This is a genomic window from Pseudomonas sp. (assembly GCF_030684895.1).
Lineage (GTDB): Bacteria > Pseudomonadota > Gammaproteobacteria > Pseudomonadales > Pseudomonadaceae > Aquipseudomonas.
Genome location: NZ_JAUXXP010000054.1, coordinates 1 through 15,267 on the forward strand (window position 1 = coordinate 1; position 15,267 = coordinate 15,267).

Consider the following 15,267-nt stretch of genomic DNA (forward strand, 5'->3'; position numbering starts at 1 on the left):
AATCATGGTCAACCGTTACGATGATATTTACGTGGAGCGCTCCGGCCGCCTGGAGCGTACCGGCATCAGCTTCAGCTCCGACTCGGCTGTGCTGTCCACCATCGAACGGATCATCTCGCCGCTGGGGCGGCGCATCGATGAAAGCTCGCCGATGGTCGATGCCCGGCTCAAGGATGGCTCACGGGTCAACGCCATCATCCCGCCGCTGGCGTTGCGCGGCCCCTGCCTGACCATCCGCAAATTTTCGGAGAAGAAGCTCACCACTGATGACTTGCTGCGTTACGGCTCGATCAATGAACCCATGGTCGAGTTTCTGCGTATCGCCGTGGAGCAGCGGATGAACATCGTGGTCTCCGGCGGCACGGGCTCGGGCAAAACCACGCTGCTGAACATTCTCTCCAACTTTATCCCGCTGGATGAGCGCGTGGTGACCATCGAAGACGCCGCTGAGTTGAAGCTGGTGCAACCCCATGTGGTCGCCCTGGAAGCGCGCCCGGCCAACATGGAGGGCAAGGGCCAGGTGACCATTCGTGACCTGGTGCGCAACTGCCTGCGCATGCGCCCCGACCGCATCGTGGTCGGCGAGTGTCGTGGCGGTGAAGCCCTGGATATGCTGCAGGCGATGAACACCGGTCACGATGGTTCACTGACCACCGGCCACGCCAACTCGCCGCGCGACATGTTGCGCCGCCTGGAAGTGATGGTGCTGATGGCTGGCATGGATTTGCCCGTACAGGCCATCCGCGAGCAGATCTCCTCAGCCGTGCAGCTGATCGTGCAGCAAACGCGCTTTGGTGATGGCTCGCGGCGTATCACCAGCATCACCGAAGTCACCGGTATGGAGCAGAGCACGATTCTGCTCAACGAGATCTTTGCCTACCAGCAACAGGGCTTCGACGAGCATGGCCGGGTCAAGGGGCATTACCGCGCCACCGGGCAGATTCCCGAGTTCTATGAGGCGCTAAGCAAGCGCGGCATTGGCGTGAACATGGACATCTTCCACACCCAGGAGCGCCTCTAAGTGGCCGCCGTATGGCTGGTGCTGTGCGCGCTGCTGCTGGCCGTTTCGGTCTGCGCCCTGGCCCTGCTGATCAGCCGGCGGGTGGCGGACAACCTGGACCACTACCGCCGGCAGTTTTCCCGTCGTGCCGAGCTGGAAATGGCCGATATGTTTATTTTCACCAGCGGCCGGCAAGTGGTCATTCTTACCCTGGTGCTGCTGTTGCTGGTGCCGGTGTTGCTCGAACTGTTGTTCCAACTGCCGGTGGTCACGGCAGCGGGCATTGTGGTGACCCTGTTCACCCCACACCTGATGTTCAACCACCTGCGCAAGGCACGCCTGAAGAAGTTCGAGGAGCAGCTGCCCGATGCCTTCATGCTGTTGTCCAGCAGCCTGCAATCCGGCGCCAGCCTGAACATGGCGCTGGAGAACGTGGTGCATCAATCGCCGGCGCCGCTGAACCAGGAGTTCGGCTTGCTGATCAAGAACATCCGCCTCGGCGTCACCCTGGACGAGGCGCTGATCAAGCTGGAAAAACGCTTGCCGTTGCCCTCATTCATCATGGCCAGTTCGGCCATTCGCATCAGCCGCGAAGTGGGCGGCAATCTGGTGGAAACCATCAATGGCATGGCCGCCATGCTGCGGCGGAAAAAAGTCATGGAGGGCAAGATCGACAGCCTCACCGCCCAGGGTCGCGCCCAGGGCACATTCATGGCCATGCTGCCGATCATGCTGGCGATCATCCTCAGCTTTATCGAGCCGGAAGCCATGCGCCAGCTCTACACCACCCGCAACGGCCTGATGGTGCTGGCGGTGATGGTGGTGATGGAAGTGCTGGGCTTTATGTTCATCAAAAAAATTACCCGGATTGACGCCTGATCATGAGCGAACTTCTTGTCCTCTTCAGCAGCGCCAGCCTGGGGGTGACCGTCACCTGCGTCCTGCTCGCGGTGTTGTCGCTGTTCACCTTGCTGCCCGCGGAGAACCGCACCTACATGGACCCGGTGCCCAGCTGGATTCGCCCGATCTGGCCGCTGGTGCGCCTGGTCAGCCACTTTGCCTGCAGCAACCTGCCGCCCAAATGTATGGACTGGCTGGACGTGCGCATGCAGCGCACCGGGGCGCTTTATGTGCTCACCGCCGAAGACTTTCTCGCCCTGTGCATCACCATGGCGCTGCTGTTTCCGGTGTTGGCGATCCTGCCGATGGCCAGCGGCAAGAGCGGCATTCTTTGGTCGGTGGTGTTGCTGATGTTGCTGATGGGCGCCGCCTTACCGGTTATGTGGATCAGTGACACGCACAAGCGCCGCGACCGCGACATCGTGCGCAACCTGCCGGTGTTTCTCGAATACCTGTCCATGTGCGTCGACGCTGGCCTGAACTTCCTCGGCGCCTTGCAGCAGGCCGTGGATAAAGGCCCCGACGGCGCCATGAAAAACGAGTTCCGCATCGTGTTGCGCGATATCCGTTCCGGCCTGCCCCGCGCCGAAGCGCTGGCGCGCATGGAACAACGCATCAACCTGAAGGATGTCACCACCTTCGTGCGCTCGGTGGTGCAGGCCGAGAAGATGGGCAGCAGCCTGCGCAACACCCTGCAGATACAAGCCCAGCAGCGCCTGGAAGAGCGCTTCCAGCGCGCCGAGAAAACCGCCATGCAGGCCCCCGTGAAGCTGATCATTCCCTTGATCATGTTTATCTTCCCGCTGACCTTCGTGATCTTGCTGTTCCCGATTGTGGTCAAGTTTATGGGGCAAGCCTGATGCGTGAAGCCCTGGTTGTGCACGCCGCTGGCAATCGCCCGTCCAGCCGATTACAGCTGCAACTTGCCCACACACCTTGGGCGCGCCTGCGCGGTTTGCTCGGCTACAAAGCCCTGCCGGCCGGCCATGGCCTATGGCTGCGACCGTGTAATTCCGTGCATTGCTGGTTTATGCGCTTCGCCATTGATGTGATCTACCTGGATGAGCAACAGCGGGTGCTGCAAATCCGCACACAGCTGCGGCCCTGGCAACTGAGTCTGTGCTGGCCAGCCAGCAGCGTTATCGAAATGGCCGCAGGCGAATGCCTGCGGCTGAACATTACAGCGGGGGACCAGATCCAATGCGTGGCTTAATCATCATCGCCCTGAGCGTTTTGTTGCAGGGCTGCGCAGGGCTCGGGCTCGGCGGCTCAAACGACCTGCTCGACCTTGAGCGCCAGGCGCAACAGGCCTATGCCAAAGGCAGCTACGCACGCTCCAGCGAGTATTACGCAAAGCTGGCGGCGCAGATGCCCACTGATGCCGACACCCGTTATCGGTTGGCCAATAGTCTGGCGCGCGAAGGCAATCATGGCCTGGCGATCCGCACCTATCGCGAAGCCTTGCTGCGTGACCCGCAACACGCCGGCGCCTGGTACAACCTGATGCAGCTGCAAGCGCAGGAGCTGACGCTGACCGCGATGGAGGCACGCCGCTATCTGGATAGGAAGAACCCTGGGGCACGCTCGGCCCTGGAGCGCGCCGAGCAACTGATCGAGGTGTTCAATGAGCACGCCCCAGCCAGTACCGAGTAGCCGGCTGAACCGTGGGCAGGCCATGGTTGAGTTCCTGATCATCATCCCGGTGTTGATCCTGCTGATCTTCGGGGCCTTTCAAGCGACGCTGATCTATTCGGCGAAAAGCGGACTGAACTACGCAGCTTTCCAGGCGGCACGCCTCGGTGCGGTGAATAACGCGCAATACGAAAGCATGCGTCGCGGCCTGCTGCGCGGCATGTACCCGATGTTTTCGCAGTTCCCGGAAACCGAGCGGATGGACAAAACCGCCGAGGAGGTCGACAACTTCGTGCTGATCACCCGCATCAGCCCGGCGCTCAACAGCTTCAACGCCTGGCAAGTTCCCCATGCCGGGCTGCTAAGCAGCGGCCAAACCGCTCAAGCCATCCCTAATGACAACCTGATGTACCGCTCGGCTCAGCAGAACCCGGTGTCGATTCAAGATGCCAATCTGCTGAAAATACGTGTGCAGTACTGCGTGAAACTGATCGTGCCAATGGTTGAGAACCTACTCAGCACCGCATCAAAATTCAATCAGCGCCAATCCGGCGGCAGCTTCAGCGAAAACTCCAAGCAATCATGGGATCAGTACGCGGCCATCTGTGGCACGCGCAAGGGCTTTGTCCTGACTGCAGAGGCAACGGTGCGTATGCAGTCGGCAGCTGTGCATGACGCGGAAAACTGCGGGGCGGGCAAGAAGATGCTCTGCCCCTGAAACAACCAATCAGGCCGCGTGAGCATCTTCCGGGCTGCGCGGTGATTCGATGCGCAGGTAGCTGTCGAGCTTGGCTTGCTGCGCCGGGGTGGTAAACAGGCCAAGCTTGCTGCGGCGCCAGAGAATATCGTCCGCCTGCATCGCCCATTCTTCCTGGCACAGGTAGTCGACTTCACGGGTATACAGGCCGCCGCCCAGGTGTTCGCCGAGGTCGCTGAGGTTGTTCACGCCTTTGAGCATCACCCAGCTGCGGCTGCCGTAACTGCTGGCCCAGCGCCGTGCCAGTGAGGTGGGCAGCCAGCCAAAGCGTGCGCACAGCGCTTCCACCAAAGCGCTCTGGCTGTCCAGCTGCTCTGCGCCGGGTAGCAGGCTGCTGGCGGTCCAACTTGGGCCCATCTTGGGAAAGAACGGTGCCAGTTGCGCCAGCGCCGATTCGGCGAGCTTGCGGTAGGTAGTCAGCTTGCCGCCAAACACCGAGAGCAGTGGCGCTTCGCCGGGGTGGCCAGACAGCGACAGGGTGTAGTCGCGGGTGACTGCCGATGGATCGTCCGACTCGTCGTCACACAACGGCCGCACACCGGCATAGGTGTGCAGGATATCGCTGCGCTGAGTCTGCTTCTTGAAGTGTGCGTTGACCACCTTCAGCAGGTAGTCGGTTTCTTCGTCGCTGATCGCCACCTTGGCCGGGTCACCCTGGTATTCGCGGTCTGTGGTGCCGATCAGGGTGAAGCGCTCCTGATAGGGGATGGCAAACACGATACGGCGGTCTTCGTTCTGCAGAATGTAGGCTTGCTCGCCGTCGAACAGGCGTGGCACGACGATATGGCTGCCCTGGATCAGGCGAATGCCGTACGGCGATTCCTGTTTCAGATCCTCGCGGATAAATTTTGCGACCCAGGGGCCTGCAGCATTGACCAGGGCGCGGGAACGAATCGAGAACAGGCTGCCGTCGCTGCGCTCCAGATGGATATGCCACAGGCCCTTGCTGCGCCGCGCGCTGACGCAACGGGTTCGGCTGTGCACGTGGGCGCCTTGCTCGCGGGCGGCCATGGCATTGAGTACCACCAGGCGGGCGTCATCGACCCAGCAATCGGAATATTCAAAACCGCGGCTGATCTCGGCCTGTAGCGGGCTGCCGGCGCCGAAACGCAGGCCGCGTGAACCAGCCAGCTTCTCGCGCTTGCCCAGGTGGTCGTAGAGAAACAGCCCGGCGCGGATCATCCAGGCCGGGCGCAGGTGCGGGCGGTGCGGCAGGATAAAACGCATGGGTTTGACGATATGCGGGGCTTTGGTAAGCAGCACTTCACGCTCGGCAAGCGCCTCACGCACCAGGCGGAACTCGTAGTGCTCCAGGTAGCGCAGGCCGCCGTGGATTAGCTTGCTGCTGGCCGACGAGGTGTGCTGCGCCAGGTCGTCCTTTTCACAAAGGAACACGGACAGGCCACGCCCAGCTGCATCGGCGGCAATCCCGACACCATTGATGCCGCCGCCGATCACGGCAAGGTCATAGACTTCAGCGAGTGGAGTGTTGCTGGCGGGACGAGTAGGCATGGCGGCACCGAAAGTCAGTATTGAACTTTTAATGTTCACTTCCGAAAATATGCTAGTCGAATAAGCACGGCTTCGCCACCCCGGAATGCGCTTTCGCGCCCAGTGGTCGTCAGGTATTGGCAGAGGAATATGGGCTAGGCAGATGCCAGGCCTGCGCTGACGGGCTTACACCAGGTCGAGGTGCACCTTGTGCTCGGCGAGCAGGCGGTTGATTGCCGCGGACGGCGCGGTATCGGTAAACACTCGGTCGACCAGGGCAACCGAACCCAAGCGCACCACGGCGTTGCGGCCGAATTTGCTGGAGTCGACGGCCAGAAATACCTGGCGCGCATTGCTGATAATCGCCTGGGAGACGCGCACTTCCTGGTAGTCGAAGTCGAGCAAGCTGCCGTCTTCATCGATACCGCTGATGCCCACCAGGGCGAAATCGACCTTGAACTGCTGGATAAAATCCACCGCTGCTTGGCCGACGATGCCGCCGTCGCTGCGCACCGTACCGCCGGCCAGCAGCACCTCGAAGTCGGCCTTGGCGCTGAGTTGGGCGGCCACGTGCAGGTTGTTGGTGATGATCTTCAGGCCCTTGTGGCCGAGCAGCTCACGGGCAATGGCTTCGGTGGTGGTACCAATGTTGATGAAGAGCGAGGCGTGGTTGGGAATCTGCGCGGCGATGGCGGCGGCGATGCGTTGCTTTTCATCGCGCATCTGCCCGGCGCGCATGCTGTAGGCAGTGTTCTGCGTGCTGGAGCTTTCACTGGCCGCACCACCGTGGGTACGGCGCAGCAGCCCCTGTTCGGCGAGTTGGTTGATGTCGCGGCGAATGGTCTGCGGAGTCACCGCAAATGCCTGGGCCAACTCGTCGATGCTGACATAGCCGCGTTCGCGGGCAAGTTCGAGAATGTCGTGTTGGCGGGGTGGCAGGGTCATGAGAGCTCCTTGAAAGTGCGCGGCATTATAGACTGCTGGTCGGTAGATTTCTGGTCGTGTCATCCAGGCCTCACCCTGCAAGTCCTCGCAGCACGACGTTAAAAATGACTCCCGCTCTGTGGGCGTCTGGCAGGAGTGACTAAGGTGATGTGGGCAGGCGTTTGCCGTCGATCGGTAGCCGTGACCTGTTAAATTCCGTGCTTGGCCACGGTCGATTCGGATGAGCAACATATGTCGCAAGCCACGCACCTCGCTAAAAAATTGGTAAAGTGCGGCTCATAAAGAGAAAATCCATGCATTACATAGATCGGTTTAGGCTGTCCCGACTTGCCTGGTCGAAATGAATATTTAGTTAGATAGAGATCATATGAAAGCAATTGAGCTGTTTTCTGGAATTGGCGGATTTAGAATTGCGTGTGACTCGCTAGGGATTGAAACAGTTTGGGCAAATGACATCAGTCCTGCCGCCGCAAAAGTTTATCAACAAAGATTTGGCGAGGAAAACTATCATTTTGGGGATATAGCGGACTATCTGGATAATATTCCCGATCATGATCTTCTAACGGGTGGGTTTCCATGCCAGCCATTTTCAAGTGCGGGTCGGAAGCTTGGGCTTGAAGATGCCAGGGGTACGCTGTTTGAAAAGATAGTTCACATTCTTGAACAGAAAAAGCCAAAGTATTTTGTGCTTGAGAATGTCAAGAGACTCTTGTCAATGGATAACGGTAAGCACTTTGCAACCATATTAGACGCACTTTCAGGAATTGGCTATTTAGTGGAGTGGAGGCTGCTAAATGCAGTAAATTTTGGATTGCCTCAATATCGAGAGCGAGTTGTGATTGTCGGTCGTAGGGATCACAGTCCAAAATCTTACTTGTGTACAAGCTCGGATATCTCCGAGTTAACACCTCATCAGGCAGCTATAGCTTCTAACACAGATCACTGGAAAAGTATTGAAGATCACGGGTCTAAATTTCATCCCTGGGGGGTGGCACTTAATGGGAGGTTTTTTCATGCAAAGATTGAAGGTTTTTCCGAGGCAGAAAAATCAGTAAAGCTGAAAGACGTTCTTGAGGAGCGTCCAGATTGCTCTTTTTACTTCACTGAAGATACTCTGGAAAGAATTAAAAATAGTGAAGAGGTTAATAGATTTTATAATGGTGTAGAGATTTTGTATAACCAGAAAGGCGGTGCCAGGATGGGGTACTCGATTTTTGGGGTTGAGGGGGTAGCTCCGACTTTGACCTGCACAACAAGCCGGCACTATGAGCGTTACAAGATTGGAGGTGAGTTTAGACGTCTAACAGCTATCGAGTATGCCAGAATTCAGGGCTTTCCGGATGATCATTGCGCATCGGCAAGGCTTTATACTCAGTATCCATTGTATGGAAACGCTGTGCCACCTGCTTTGGTTCGATGGGCAATCAAAAGAACTATCTCAAATACTGGTACAAACTTTGAATCCTCCTCGGCGCAAATGGAATTGGTATGACTGATAGTTATGTACTCCGGGAACATGTAAAAAATAATTTGCCTGGAATTGTTGAAAGACTTAATCAGTATCTTCGCGGCGAAGGCGTGGAGGAAATAAAAAGCATACTGCAGAGGGTTGGGCGAGGTGGAAAGCTTCCACACTGGTACGAGCTTTTAGCGACCGGTCAGTCTATGCCGAATTTAGACGGGAAGACTATTGGCAGTGTTATTGAAATGACCCTGCTTGGCGTGCTGGAGCGGCATACACTTTCATCCTTCAAAATCCCGCCGCTTGAGGTTAATCCGGCAAAAGGTGTAGACATTCCACTTTTGGGTCTCGGTGTTAAATCGCCATCTGAAAATTTTTGTACAAGCGAGCCGTTTTTTTCTGCTTACGAGCGAGTTCTCGGAAATGAAAGCGATGCAGTTATTTTGTTGACAGACTATCAAACCGCCAAAAAAAACCCACCCCCTGTTAGGATTCAGATTATCAAGGCTGCATATTTGAGGGGAAGTGAGATAGCTGACAGAAATCTCTGCATGATTGCGTCAAAAAACAAACAGATGCTTTATGAAGAAAGCGAGTCATTGTGCAAGAAGATGCTTCAATTCCTATGTCATATAAATCAGCAAGACTGGCGAGCAAAGTCTCTTCTGCGGCTTGTAAATTCACTGTATCAAGATGACGCCGCCCTCAATGAGCTGGTCAATGCCATTGAGCAGGACTTCCAAAGAAAACTCAAAGATGATATCAAAAAGGGTGTGGAGCCGAATTCAACAGATGAATTGCATAAAATAATAGCTATACGTGATTCCAATCAAAAAGTTTCAACTATTATAAATGCTTGCAATGATTGGGTTATAGAAAATCATAAAGACTTCGCACGCCTTCCCAATGACAATGAATGGCAACGGTTTTTGAAAAGCCCTCTGGATGGGAAAATTGGCATGAGCTTTGCTTTGCAGTGGCGTTACAATTTTGGAAATCTTTTTAGTTTGCTCCCTTTTTCGCCAGTCGCTTCAGTTATAAATCACGAAGCACATGCCGCCCCATTGATTTCTGATTTTGAGATACTAGATTAGAATCTATCTATTTTGATATTGGTTCGAGTAAGTATCTAAAGAGTTTATGGTGTCAGTGTTGTGCATCTGCTGCCTCTAAAATATCCAAGATCAGTTTTTTGCTAGGTTGTTATTTTTTAATGATGTTTATAAATCTGTTATTCATCATGGTGTGACGAAACGGTTGCTCGGATTGTTATTGATCCTTCTTCAGTGAAATGAAAAAAATCTCATTTTTTATGGCCGCCGCATCGAATTGTTTATTAGCTCTATCGCATGAGTTCTTACGTAAAAAGCGCTTTGAAGAGCTTCGTGTCGTTGATCTTCTCTCTTTGGAGAGAAGTTGCCGTATTTTTGAGCTGTGCCTGAATATGCAAGATGATTTTTCGATTAATTAGATGCGCTCAAGCTTCTCAAGAAAATAGAGGGCTGCATTGATAAGGATATCGATTTGCTGGTGTAGGTAAAGATTGAGTTAGCTGTTGTTTCGGATGACGAAAACGTAACCACGGAAAGGCTGAAAGCGGTGATCAAAACCACTAAATCTATTTCAGCTACTTTGAAGGCCAATATCGCACGCATTGAATACGTGCTGTGAAAAATGCGATTTATAGAGGCCCGGCGAGACTAAACTTATGAGGATGCATTCCCTCATGGCCAGATATCTGCGATCCCTGAAGTCTACTCTGCGGACGCGTGGCTATTCGACGTTAAAAACTGCTCCTGGCAGTTTTTCGGCTAAGGTACGCCAACTTTGTCAGATTTTTTTCACATTCGAACATGACTCCTGCCATTGATCTGCTGAAAAAAGCCCAGGCTGTGCACCAGGTGCACAGTTATCACCACGACCCCAAGGCGGCTTCCTATGGCCTGGAAGCTGCGGAAAAGCTCAATCTTGAGCCTGCTCAGGTGTTCAAGACCCTGCTGGCGGCCAGCGAGAAGGGCGAGCTGCTGGTGGCGGTGGTGCCGGTGGCCGGCACGCTTGACCTGAAGGCCCTGGCGCAGGCAGCCGGGGTGAAGAAAGCCGATATGGCCGACCCCGCTGCTGCACAGCGTGCTACCGGTTACCTGCTCGGCGGCATCAGCCCGCTGGGGCAGAAGAAGCGCCTGCGTACCTTTATTGATGAATCGGCGCAGCACTTCCCTAATATCTATATCAGTGCCGGGCGGCGCGGCCTGGAGGTGCAGCTGGAGGCTACCGTGCTGGCCCAGCTGACGCAGGCCGTGTTCGCACCCATTGGCCGCCCCTGAACAAGTCGCTCGACGCCATAACAATAAGGAAACCTTGCATGTCTCATTACCTGCTTGCCATTGACCAAGGCACCACCAGTAGCCGGGCAATTGTCTTCAGTGCCCAAGGGCTGCCCGTCGCGCGTGCGCAGCAGGAGTTCAAGCAATACTTCCCGCAGGATGGCTGGGTTGAACATGACGGCGAAGAGCTATGGCTGAGCACCCTCAAAGTATGCCGTGAGGCGCTCAAGCAGAGCGGCTTGAGTGCCAGTGATGTGGCGGCTATCGGCATCACCAATCAGCGTGAAACCACGCTAGTGTGGGATGCGCAGACCGGTACACCGATCCATCCGGCGATTGTCTGGCAAGACCGCCGTACCGCTGACTATTGCGCCGAGCTGAAAGACGCCGGGCATGAAGCGGCGGTAGCGGCCAAGACCGGGCTGCTGATTGATCCGTATTTCTCGGCCACCAAGCTGCGCTGGATTCTGCATAAAGTGCCCGGCGCCCGTGAGCGCGCCGAACGTGGCGAGCTGCGCTTTGGCACCGTGGATTCCTTTTTGTTGTGGCGCCTGACCGGTGGCAAGTCGCACAAGACAGATGCCAGCAACGCCTCGCGCACCCTGCTGTTCAATATCCACACCCAGCAGTGGGATGAAGAGCTGCTCAAGCTGTTCGAGATTCCCGCCAGCCTGCTGCCGGAGGTGCTCGACTGCGCCGCTGATTTCGGCATTACTGACGCCAATCTGCTCGGCGCCGCCATTCCGGTGCTGGGCATGGCCGGTGATCAGCAAGCAGCCCTGATCGGTCAAGCGTGCTTCGAGCCAGGTATGGTCAAAAGCACCTATGGCACCGGCTGTTTCATGATCCAGAACACCGGTAGCACCCCGGTGATCTCGAAAAACCGCCTGCTCACCACGGTTGGCTATCGCCTGAATGGCCAGGTCACCTATGCAGTGGAGGGCAGCATCTTTGTCGCTGGCGCTGCTGTGCAGTGGTTGCGCGATGGCATCAAGCTGATCAGTCATGCCCGAGATACCGAAGCCATGGCCGAGCAGACCGGTGATGCCTGCGGCGTTTACCTAGTGCCAGCCTTCACCGGCCTGGGCGCGCCGTACTGGGACCCGAAAGCCCGTGGTGCAATCTTCGGTCTGACCCGCGATACCGGGATCAAGGAAATCGTCACCGCCGGCTTGCAGTCAGTGTGCTATCAGACCCGTGACCTGCTCGAAGCCATGCGCCAGGACGGCGCGGCCGAACCGAGTGCGCTGCGGGTCGATGGCGGCATGGTGGAAAACAACTGGGTCATGCAGTTTCTCGCCGACATCTTGGGGGTACCGGTGGAACGTCCGGAAGTCACCGAAACCACGGCGCTCGGCGTGGCCTATCTGGCGGGCTTGCAGGCTGGGCTTTATAAGGACTTGGCAAGCATTGCCCGGCATTGGCACCGTCAGCAGCGGTTCGATCCGCGCATGGCGGACAGTCATCGCAGCAAACTCTATGACGGGTGGCTGGATGCGGTGAAAAGGGTGCGCAGCGAAGGCTGAGGATGGTAAAACTCGCTGCAAGCTTATTGGTCTTTGGAGCCCTGCATGTCGATATGCCGTCAGCTGGTTGCTCGTGGATTGTTGTTGACGCTGCTGGGCGTAGCCGGCTGGGCGCGGGCCGAGACGCTGGTGATCGCCGGGGATATCTGGTGCCCGGTGAATTGCCAGCCAGGCGCCGAGCGGCCAGGCATATTTGTTGAGCTGGCGCGGGAGATCTTTGCCGAATCCGGTATCGAGGTGCAGTACCAGGCGCTGAATTGGGCGCGCACCCTGCAACAGGTGCGCCGCGGGCACTTGAATGCGGCAATCGGCGCGGGCGTCGAAGATGCGCCGGATTTTCTTTTTGGCACCACGCCCGTGGCGTCATCACGTAACTGCTTTTTCACCTTGCCGGATTCGACCTGGCGTTTTACCGGTACCGCTTCGCTCGCCGGACAACGCCTTGGGGTGATCAATGACTACAGCTACGGTGATGAACTGAACACCTATATCGCCTTGCACCACGCTGACAGCGAGCGCATCCAGATTGCCGCCGGTGATACGGCATTGGCCTTGAACATCGGCAAGCTGATGCACGGCCGGGTGGATGTAGTGCTGGAAAACGCCTGGGTGATGCAGGCCATGCTGGCCAGTCAGGGGCAGGCGGGAGGCTTGCGTGAGGCCGGGTGCCGCGCTCCGGATGTGCCGATCTACCTGGCGTTCTCCCCGGCACTGGAGTCCAGCCCACGCTATGTCGCGTTGTTCGAGCAGGGCGTGCAGCGCTATCGCGCCAATGGCCGTTTGCAGCAGCTGCTGCAGGCCTATGGCGTGGGCACGCCCTGATTTGAAACGGCCCCGTTGCCAGGGCCGCGAGCATCAGTAGCTGTATTGCACTTGCAGCCAGGCTTTGTCGGTGTCGACGGCAAAGTCGTCGGCGTCGTAGCTGGCGTATTTGACCAGCCCAATCAGACCCTTTACGCCCGGAATCGGGTGGGCGTAGGACAGATTGATCTCTTCGCCATATTGGCTGCTGCCCTGTTCAGCGCGAAAGTCGTGGTACCAGGCCTGCAGGGTGCCGCCGAACAACGGCGCGGTGACGCCAGCGTAGGCATCCTTGACGCCGCCAGCGGGCGTCATCAGAAAGATATCGGCCCACCCCTGAAACGCATGCTTGGTCGCCAACGGGGTCTGGAAGGCGCGGTTGCCTGGGCCCTCGTCGCCGCCGAGCATTTCATAGCCGGCTTTCAGCGCCACGCCTTGGACGGTGTAACCGAGTTCGGCCAGGTAGTAGTCGCTATCCAGATCCCGCGGGTTATCGGCGTATTCGCTTTGCTGCGCGTATTCCAGCACGTAGCTGACGCCAGCGATGGCACCGTTGAGGCGCAGGCCGGTGGTCTTGCTCGACTGGCTGCCGGCCGTTAGGTTGTCCAGGCCCAGGCGGTACTGGTAGGCGGTGGCGGTCAGCTCGGGCATCAGGATGTACTGGGCGTTGAGCAGGTGGCTGTGGCCTTCGATATTGGCCGGGTTGGCCGCAGTGTCGTTCTGACCGTTGCCAGGGCCGAAGATGCTGTTGATGTTGTCGATATAGGCGTAGGTCAGGGTCAGCCCGGCCAGCGGTTTGAGTTGAGCCAGGGCGCCGTCGTAGGTCTGCTCGTTCTGCCGCCAGGCCACGCCGCCAACGAAGCGCTGGTTGTCCAGGTTGATCCGTTGGCGACCCAGTACCGCGCTGCCGTATTGGTGGTCGTAGCGCAGCAGGGCCTGATTGATTTCGCTGCCATCCGGGTCGGCGACCACTGAGTACTCGCTTTGGCCATTACGGGTTTCGTTGTAGCTGGCATCGCCGATACGGCTGACGTTGTCGGCCTCGATCAGTGCCGACAGGCCGTACCACTTGCCGCTCTGCACGCCGACGCGGGTGCGCAGGGTTTGCGCGTTGGCGTGCTTGAGGGCGTTGTCCTGGTCGACATGCTCATAGCGGTAGCGCGCGTCGAGAATCGGCTTGGCCTCGCTGAACAGGTTGCTGAAGGATTCTTCGGCAAAGGCGGCGTGGCTGAGGGTGGTGCCGGCAATGGCCAGCGACAGCAGGGACAGGTTCATCATGCGCATAGGGGTCTTCCTGTAAGCCAAAAAACGCAAAAAAAAACGCCACAGCGCCCATGTCTCGAAAGGAGAGGGGTGCTATGACGTCGTTGTCGGTTGAGTGGCAGACACGCCGTTGTGCTGACCGGGGTGGCTCATAGCAGGCGGCGTGCCAGGATTTATAAGCTGCTGATTTCTTACGTATTAGTGAGTTTTTAAGAGCCTTTGGCGATTAACCCGTGCACCGTCGCTGCCCGGTGCGCATTCACACGGTGCAGCTGTACCGGCGCAATCGTCGGCCGCTGTAGTGGGTGCACGTTGGCGCGCTGCGGCATGCTCTGCGCCATCACAGATAAGGGGAGTCGCTCCATGCAGCTTGAATTTCACCAAGTCGATGCCTTTGCTACGCAGCCGTTTACCGGCAACCCGGCGATGGTTTATCGCCTAGACAGTTGGCTTGACGACGCGCTGATGCAGCAGATTGCCGCCGAGCACAACCTGGCGGAAACCGCCTTTGTGGTGAAGGAAGGCGCGGCCTGGCATATCCGTTGGTTTACCCCAACGGCGGAAGTACCGCTGTGTGGTCACGCCACATTGGCCAGTGCCCATGTGCTGTTTGAGGTGTATGACGAACCGGGTGAGGTATTGGATTTCACCTGTCTGTCCGGCGCACTGCAGGTCAGTCGCGCAGGCGGCAAGCTGGTGCTGAATTTCCCCGTGCGCCGCGTGCAGCCGTGTGAGTTACGTGCAGACGTGGAACAGGCGCTGGGCCAGCCGGTTGAAAGCGTATTGGCGCTGTATGAAGGGCAGGGCATTCAGGAGCTGCTGGCGATTCTGCCGAACGAAGCTGCAGTGCGGGCTTTTCAGCCTGATCTGGCAGCCGTGGCCCGCTTGCCGGGGCTGGGCTTGCTGATCAGTGCGCCTGGTGATGAGCACGATTTTGTCTCGCGCTACTTCGCCCCTTTCATTGGTATCGATGAAGACCCGGTGACCGGCTCGACCCACTGCATGCTGACGCCCTACTGGGCGCAGCGCTTGGACAAGTCCCGGCTGAGTGCCTTGCAGTGTTCGGCGCGTGGCGGCGAACTGCATTGTGAGTTGGCTGGCGAGCGGGTGAAGATCGCCGGCCAGGCGCTATTGATTGCCAGTGGCCGGCTATTTTTGTCGTAGCC

General features: G+C 57.5%; 15 protein-coding genes. 12 read left to right on the plus strand and 3 right to left on the minus strand.

Going from position 1 to position 15,267, the window contains the following annotated elements; genetic code table 11:
* From Q8M42_RS11915 to Q8M42_RS11940, 6 genes are all read left to right on the plus strand, one after another.
* On the plus strand, positions 1–1,021 hold a 1,021-nt coding region (locus Q8M42_RS11915; RefSeq protein ID WP_305284045.1), incomplete at its 5' end, for a CpaF family protein.
* Positions 1,022–1,879 carry a type II secretion system F family protein gene (locus tag Q8M42_RS11920; protein WP_304870081.1) on the plus strand — a complete coding sequence of 286 codons (858 nt, stop codon included), beginning with the start codon at positions 1,022–1,024 and terminating at the stop codon, positions 1,877–1,879. It abuts the gene before it with no gap.
* A 2-nt stretch (positions 1,880–1,881) separates the two neighbouring features.
* Positions 1,882–2,760 carry a type II secretion system F family protein gene (locus Q8M42_RS11925; protein ID WP_305284046.1) on the plus strand — a complete coding sequence of 293 codons (879 nt, stop codon included), beginning with the start codon at positions 1,882–1,884 and terminating at the stop codon, positions 2,758–2,760.
* Positions 2,760–3,113 carry a DUF192 domain-containing protein gene (locus Q8M42_RS11930; protein WP_304870077.1) on the plus strand — a complete coding sequence of 118 codons (354 nt, stop codon included), beginning with the start codon at positions 2,760–2,762 and terminating at the stop codon, positions 3,111–3,113. The genes Q8M42_RS11925 and Q8M42_RS11930 overlap by 1 nt, the downstream gene beginning before the upstream one ends.
* On the plus strand, positions 3,101–3,553 hold the full coding sequence (locus Q8M42_RS11935; RefSeq protein WP_304870075.1) for a tetratricopeptide repeat protein: 453 nt from the start codon (positions 3,101–3,103) through the stop codon (positions 3,551–3,553). The genes Q8M42_RS11930 and Q8M42_RS11935 overlap by 13 nt, the downstream gene beginning before the upstream one ends.
* Positions 3,525–4,250, plus strand: coding sequence for a TadE/TadG family type IV pilus assembly protein (locus tag Q8M42_RS11940; protein ID WP_304870073.1), 726 nt, complete (start codon positions 3,525–3,527; stop codon positions 4,248–4,250). The genes Q8M42_RS11935 and Q8M42_RS11940 overlap by 29 nt, the downstream gene beginning before the upstream one ends.
* 9 nt (positions 4,251–4,259) lie before the next feature.
* Here the strand turns inward: Q8M42_RS11940 and glpD are convergent, their stop codons facing one another.
* Positions 4,260–5,801, minus strand: a complete 1,542-nt coding sequence (glpD, locus tag Q8M42_RS11945; protein WP_304870071.1) for a glycerol-3-phosphate dehydrogenase — start codon at positions 5,799–5,801, stop codon at positions 4,260–4,262.
* A gap of 165 nt (positions 5,802–5,966) precedes the next feature.
* Positions 5,967–6,725: a DeoR family transcriptional regulator gene (locus tag Q8M42_RS11950; protein ID WP_304870069.1), complete on the minus strand. Its 759-nt coding sequence runs from the start codon at positions 6,723–6,725 to the stop codon at positions 5,967–5,969.
* A 367-nt stretch (positions 6,726–7,092) separates the two neighbouring features.
* Here Q8M42_RS11950 and Q8M42_RS11955 point away from each other — a divergent pair, with 367 nt between their 5' ends.
* From Q8M42_RS11955 to Q8M42_RS11975, 5 genes are all read left to right on the plus strand, one after another.
* Positions 7,093–8,217, plus strand: a complete 1,125-nt coding sequence (locus Q8M42_RS11955) for a DNA cytosine methyltransferase (protein WP_304870067.1) — start codon at positions 7,093–7,095, stop codon at positions 8,215–8,217.
* The gene (locus Q8M42_RS11960; protein ID WP_304870065.1) at positions 8,214–9,281 is read left to right on the plus strand and encodes a hypothetical protein; all 1,068 of its coding nucleotides are present in this window, start codon (positions 8,214–8,216) and stop codon (positions 9,279–9,281) included. The genes Q8M42_RS11955 and Q8M42_RS11960 overlap by 4 nt, the downstream gene beginning before the upstream one ends.
* Positions 9,282–10,040: 759 nt before the next feature.
* On the plus strand, positions 10,041–10,511 hold the full coding sequence (gene ybaK, locus Q8M42_RS11965; protein WP_304870064.1) for a Cys-tRNA(Pro) deacylase: 471 nt from the start codon (positions 10,041–10,043) through the stop codon (positions 10,509–10,511).
* A gap of 38 nt (positions 10,512–10,549) precedes the next feature.
* A complete protein-coding gene (gene glpK / locus Q8M42_RS11970) occupies positions 10,550–12,037 on the plus strand; it encodes a glycerol kinase GlpK (protein WP_090248293.1) in 1,488 nt (495 codons plus the stop codon).
* A 45-nt stretch (positions 12,038–12,082) separates the two neighbouring features.
* Positions 12,083–12,859 carry an ABC transporter substrate-binding protein gene (locus Q8M42_RS11975; protein WP_304870061.1) on the plus strand — a complete coding sequence of 259 codons (777 nt, stop codon included), beginning with the start codon at positions 12,083–12,085 and terminating at the stop codon, positions 12,857–12,859.
* 33 nt (positions 12,860–12,892) lie between these two features.
* Here the strand turns inward: Q8M42_RS11975 and Q8M42_RS11980 are convergent, their stop codons facing one another.
* Positions 12,893–14,122, minus strand: coding sequence for a hypothetical protein (locus Q8M42_RS11980; RefSeq protein ID WP_304870059.1), 1,230 nt, complete (start codon positions 14,120–14,122; stop codon positions 12,893–12,895).
* A gap of 342 nt (positions 14,123–14,464) precedes the next feature.
* Between Q8M42_RS11980 and Q8M42_RS11985 the strand changes: the two genes are divergently transcribed.
* The gene (locus Q8M42_RS11985; RefSeq protein WP_304870057.1) at positions 14,465–15,265 is read left to right on the plus strand and encodes a PhzF family phenazine biosynthesis protein; all 801 of its coding nucleotides are present in this window, start codon (positions 14,465–14,467) and stop codon (positions 15,263–15,265) included.
* The last annotated feature ends 2 nt before the right edge of the window (positions 15,266–15,267 follow it).

Coding starts and splice junctions, on each gene's coding strand:
- Q8M42_RS11930 (WP_304870077.1), top strand. CDS start 2,760: ATGCGTGAAGCCCTGGTTGTGCACGCCGCTGGCAATCGCCCGTCCAGC.
- glpK (WP_090248293.1), top strand. CDS start 10,550: ATGTCTCATTACCTGCTTGCCATTGACCAAGGCACCACCAGTAGCCGG.
- Q8M42_RS11975 (WP_304870061.1), top strand. CDS start 12,083: ATGTCGATATGCCGTCAGCTGGTTGCTCGTGGATTGTTGTTGACGCTG.
- Q8M42_RS11985 (WP_304870057.1), top strand. CDS start 14,465: ATGCAGCTTGAATTTCACCAAGTCGATGCCTTTGCTACGCAGCCGTTT.
- Q8M42_RS11925 (WP_305284046.1), top strand. CDS start 1,882: ATGAGCGAACTTCTTGTCCTCTTCAGCAGCGCCAGCCTGGGGGTGACC.
- Q8M42_RS11955 (WP_304870067.1), top strand. CDS start 7,093: ATGAAAGCAATTGAGCTGTTTTCTGGAATTGGCGGATTTAGAATTGCG.
- Q8M42_RS11950 (WP_304870069.1), bottom strand. CDS start 6,725: ATGACCCTGCCACCCCGCCAACACGACATTCTCGAACTTGCCCGCGAA.
- Q8M42_RS11940 (WP_304870073.1), top strand. CDS start 3,525: ATGAGCACGCCCCAGCCAGTACCGAGTAGCCGGCTGAACCGTGGGCAG.
- glpD (WP_304870071.1), bottom strand. CDS start 5,801: ATGCCTACTCGTCCCGCCAGCAACACTCCACTCGCTGAAGTCTATGAC.
- Q8M42_RS11980 (WP_304870059.1), bottom strand. CDS start 14,122: ATGCGCATGATGAACCTGTCCCTGCTGTCGCTGGCCATTGCCGGCACC.
- Q8M42_RS11960 (WP_304870065.1), top strand. CDS start 8,214: ATGACTGATAGTTATGTACTCCGGGAACATGTAAAAAATAATTTGCCT.
- Q8M42_RS11935 (WP_304870075.1), top strand. CDS start 3,101: ATGCGTGGCTTAATCATCATCGCCCTGAGCGTTTTGTTGCAGGGCTGC.
- ybaK (WP_304870064.1), top strand. CDS start 10,041: ATGACTCCTGCCATTGATCTGCTGAAAAAAGCCCAGGCTGTGCACCAG.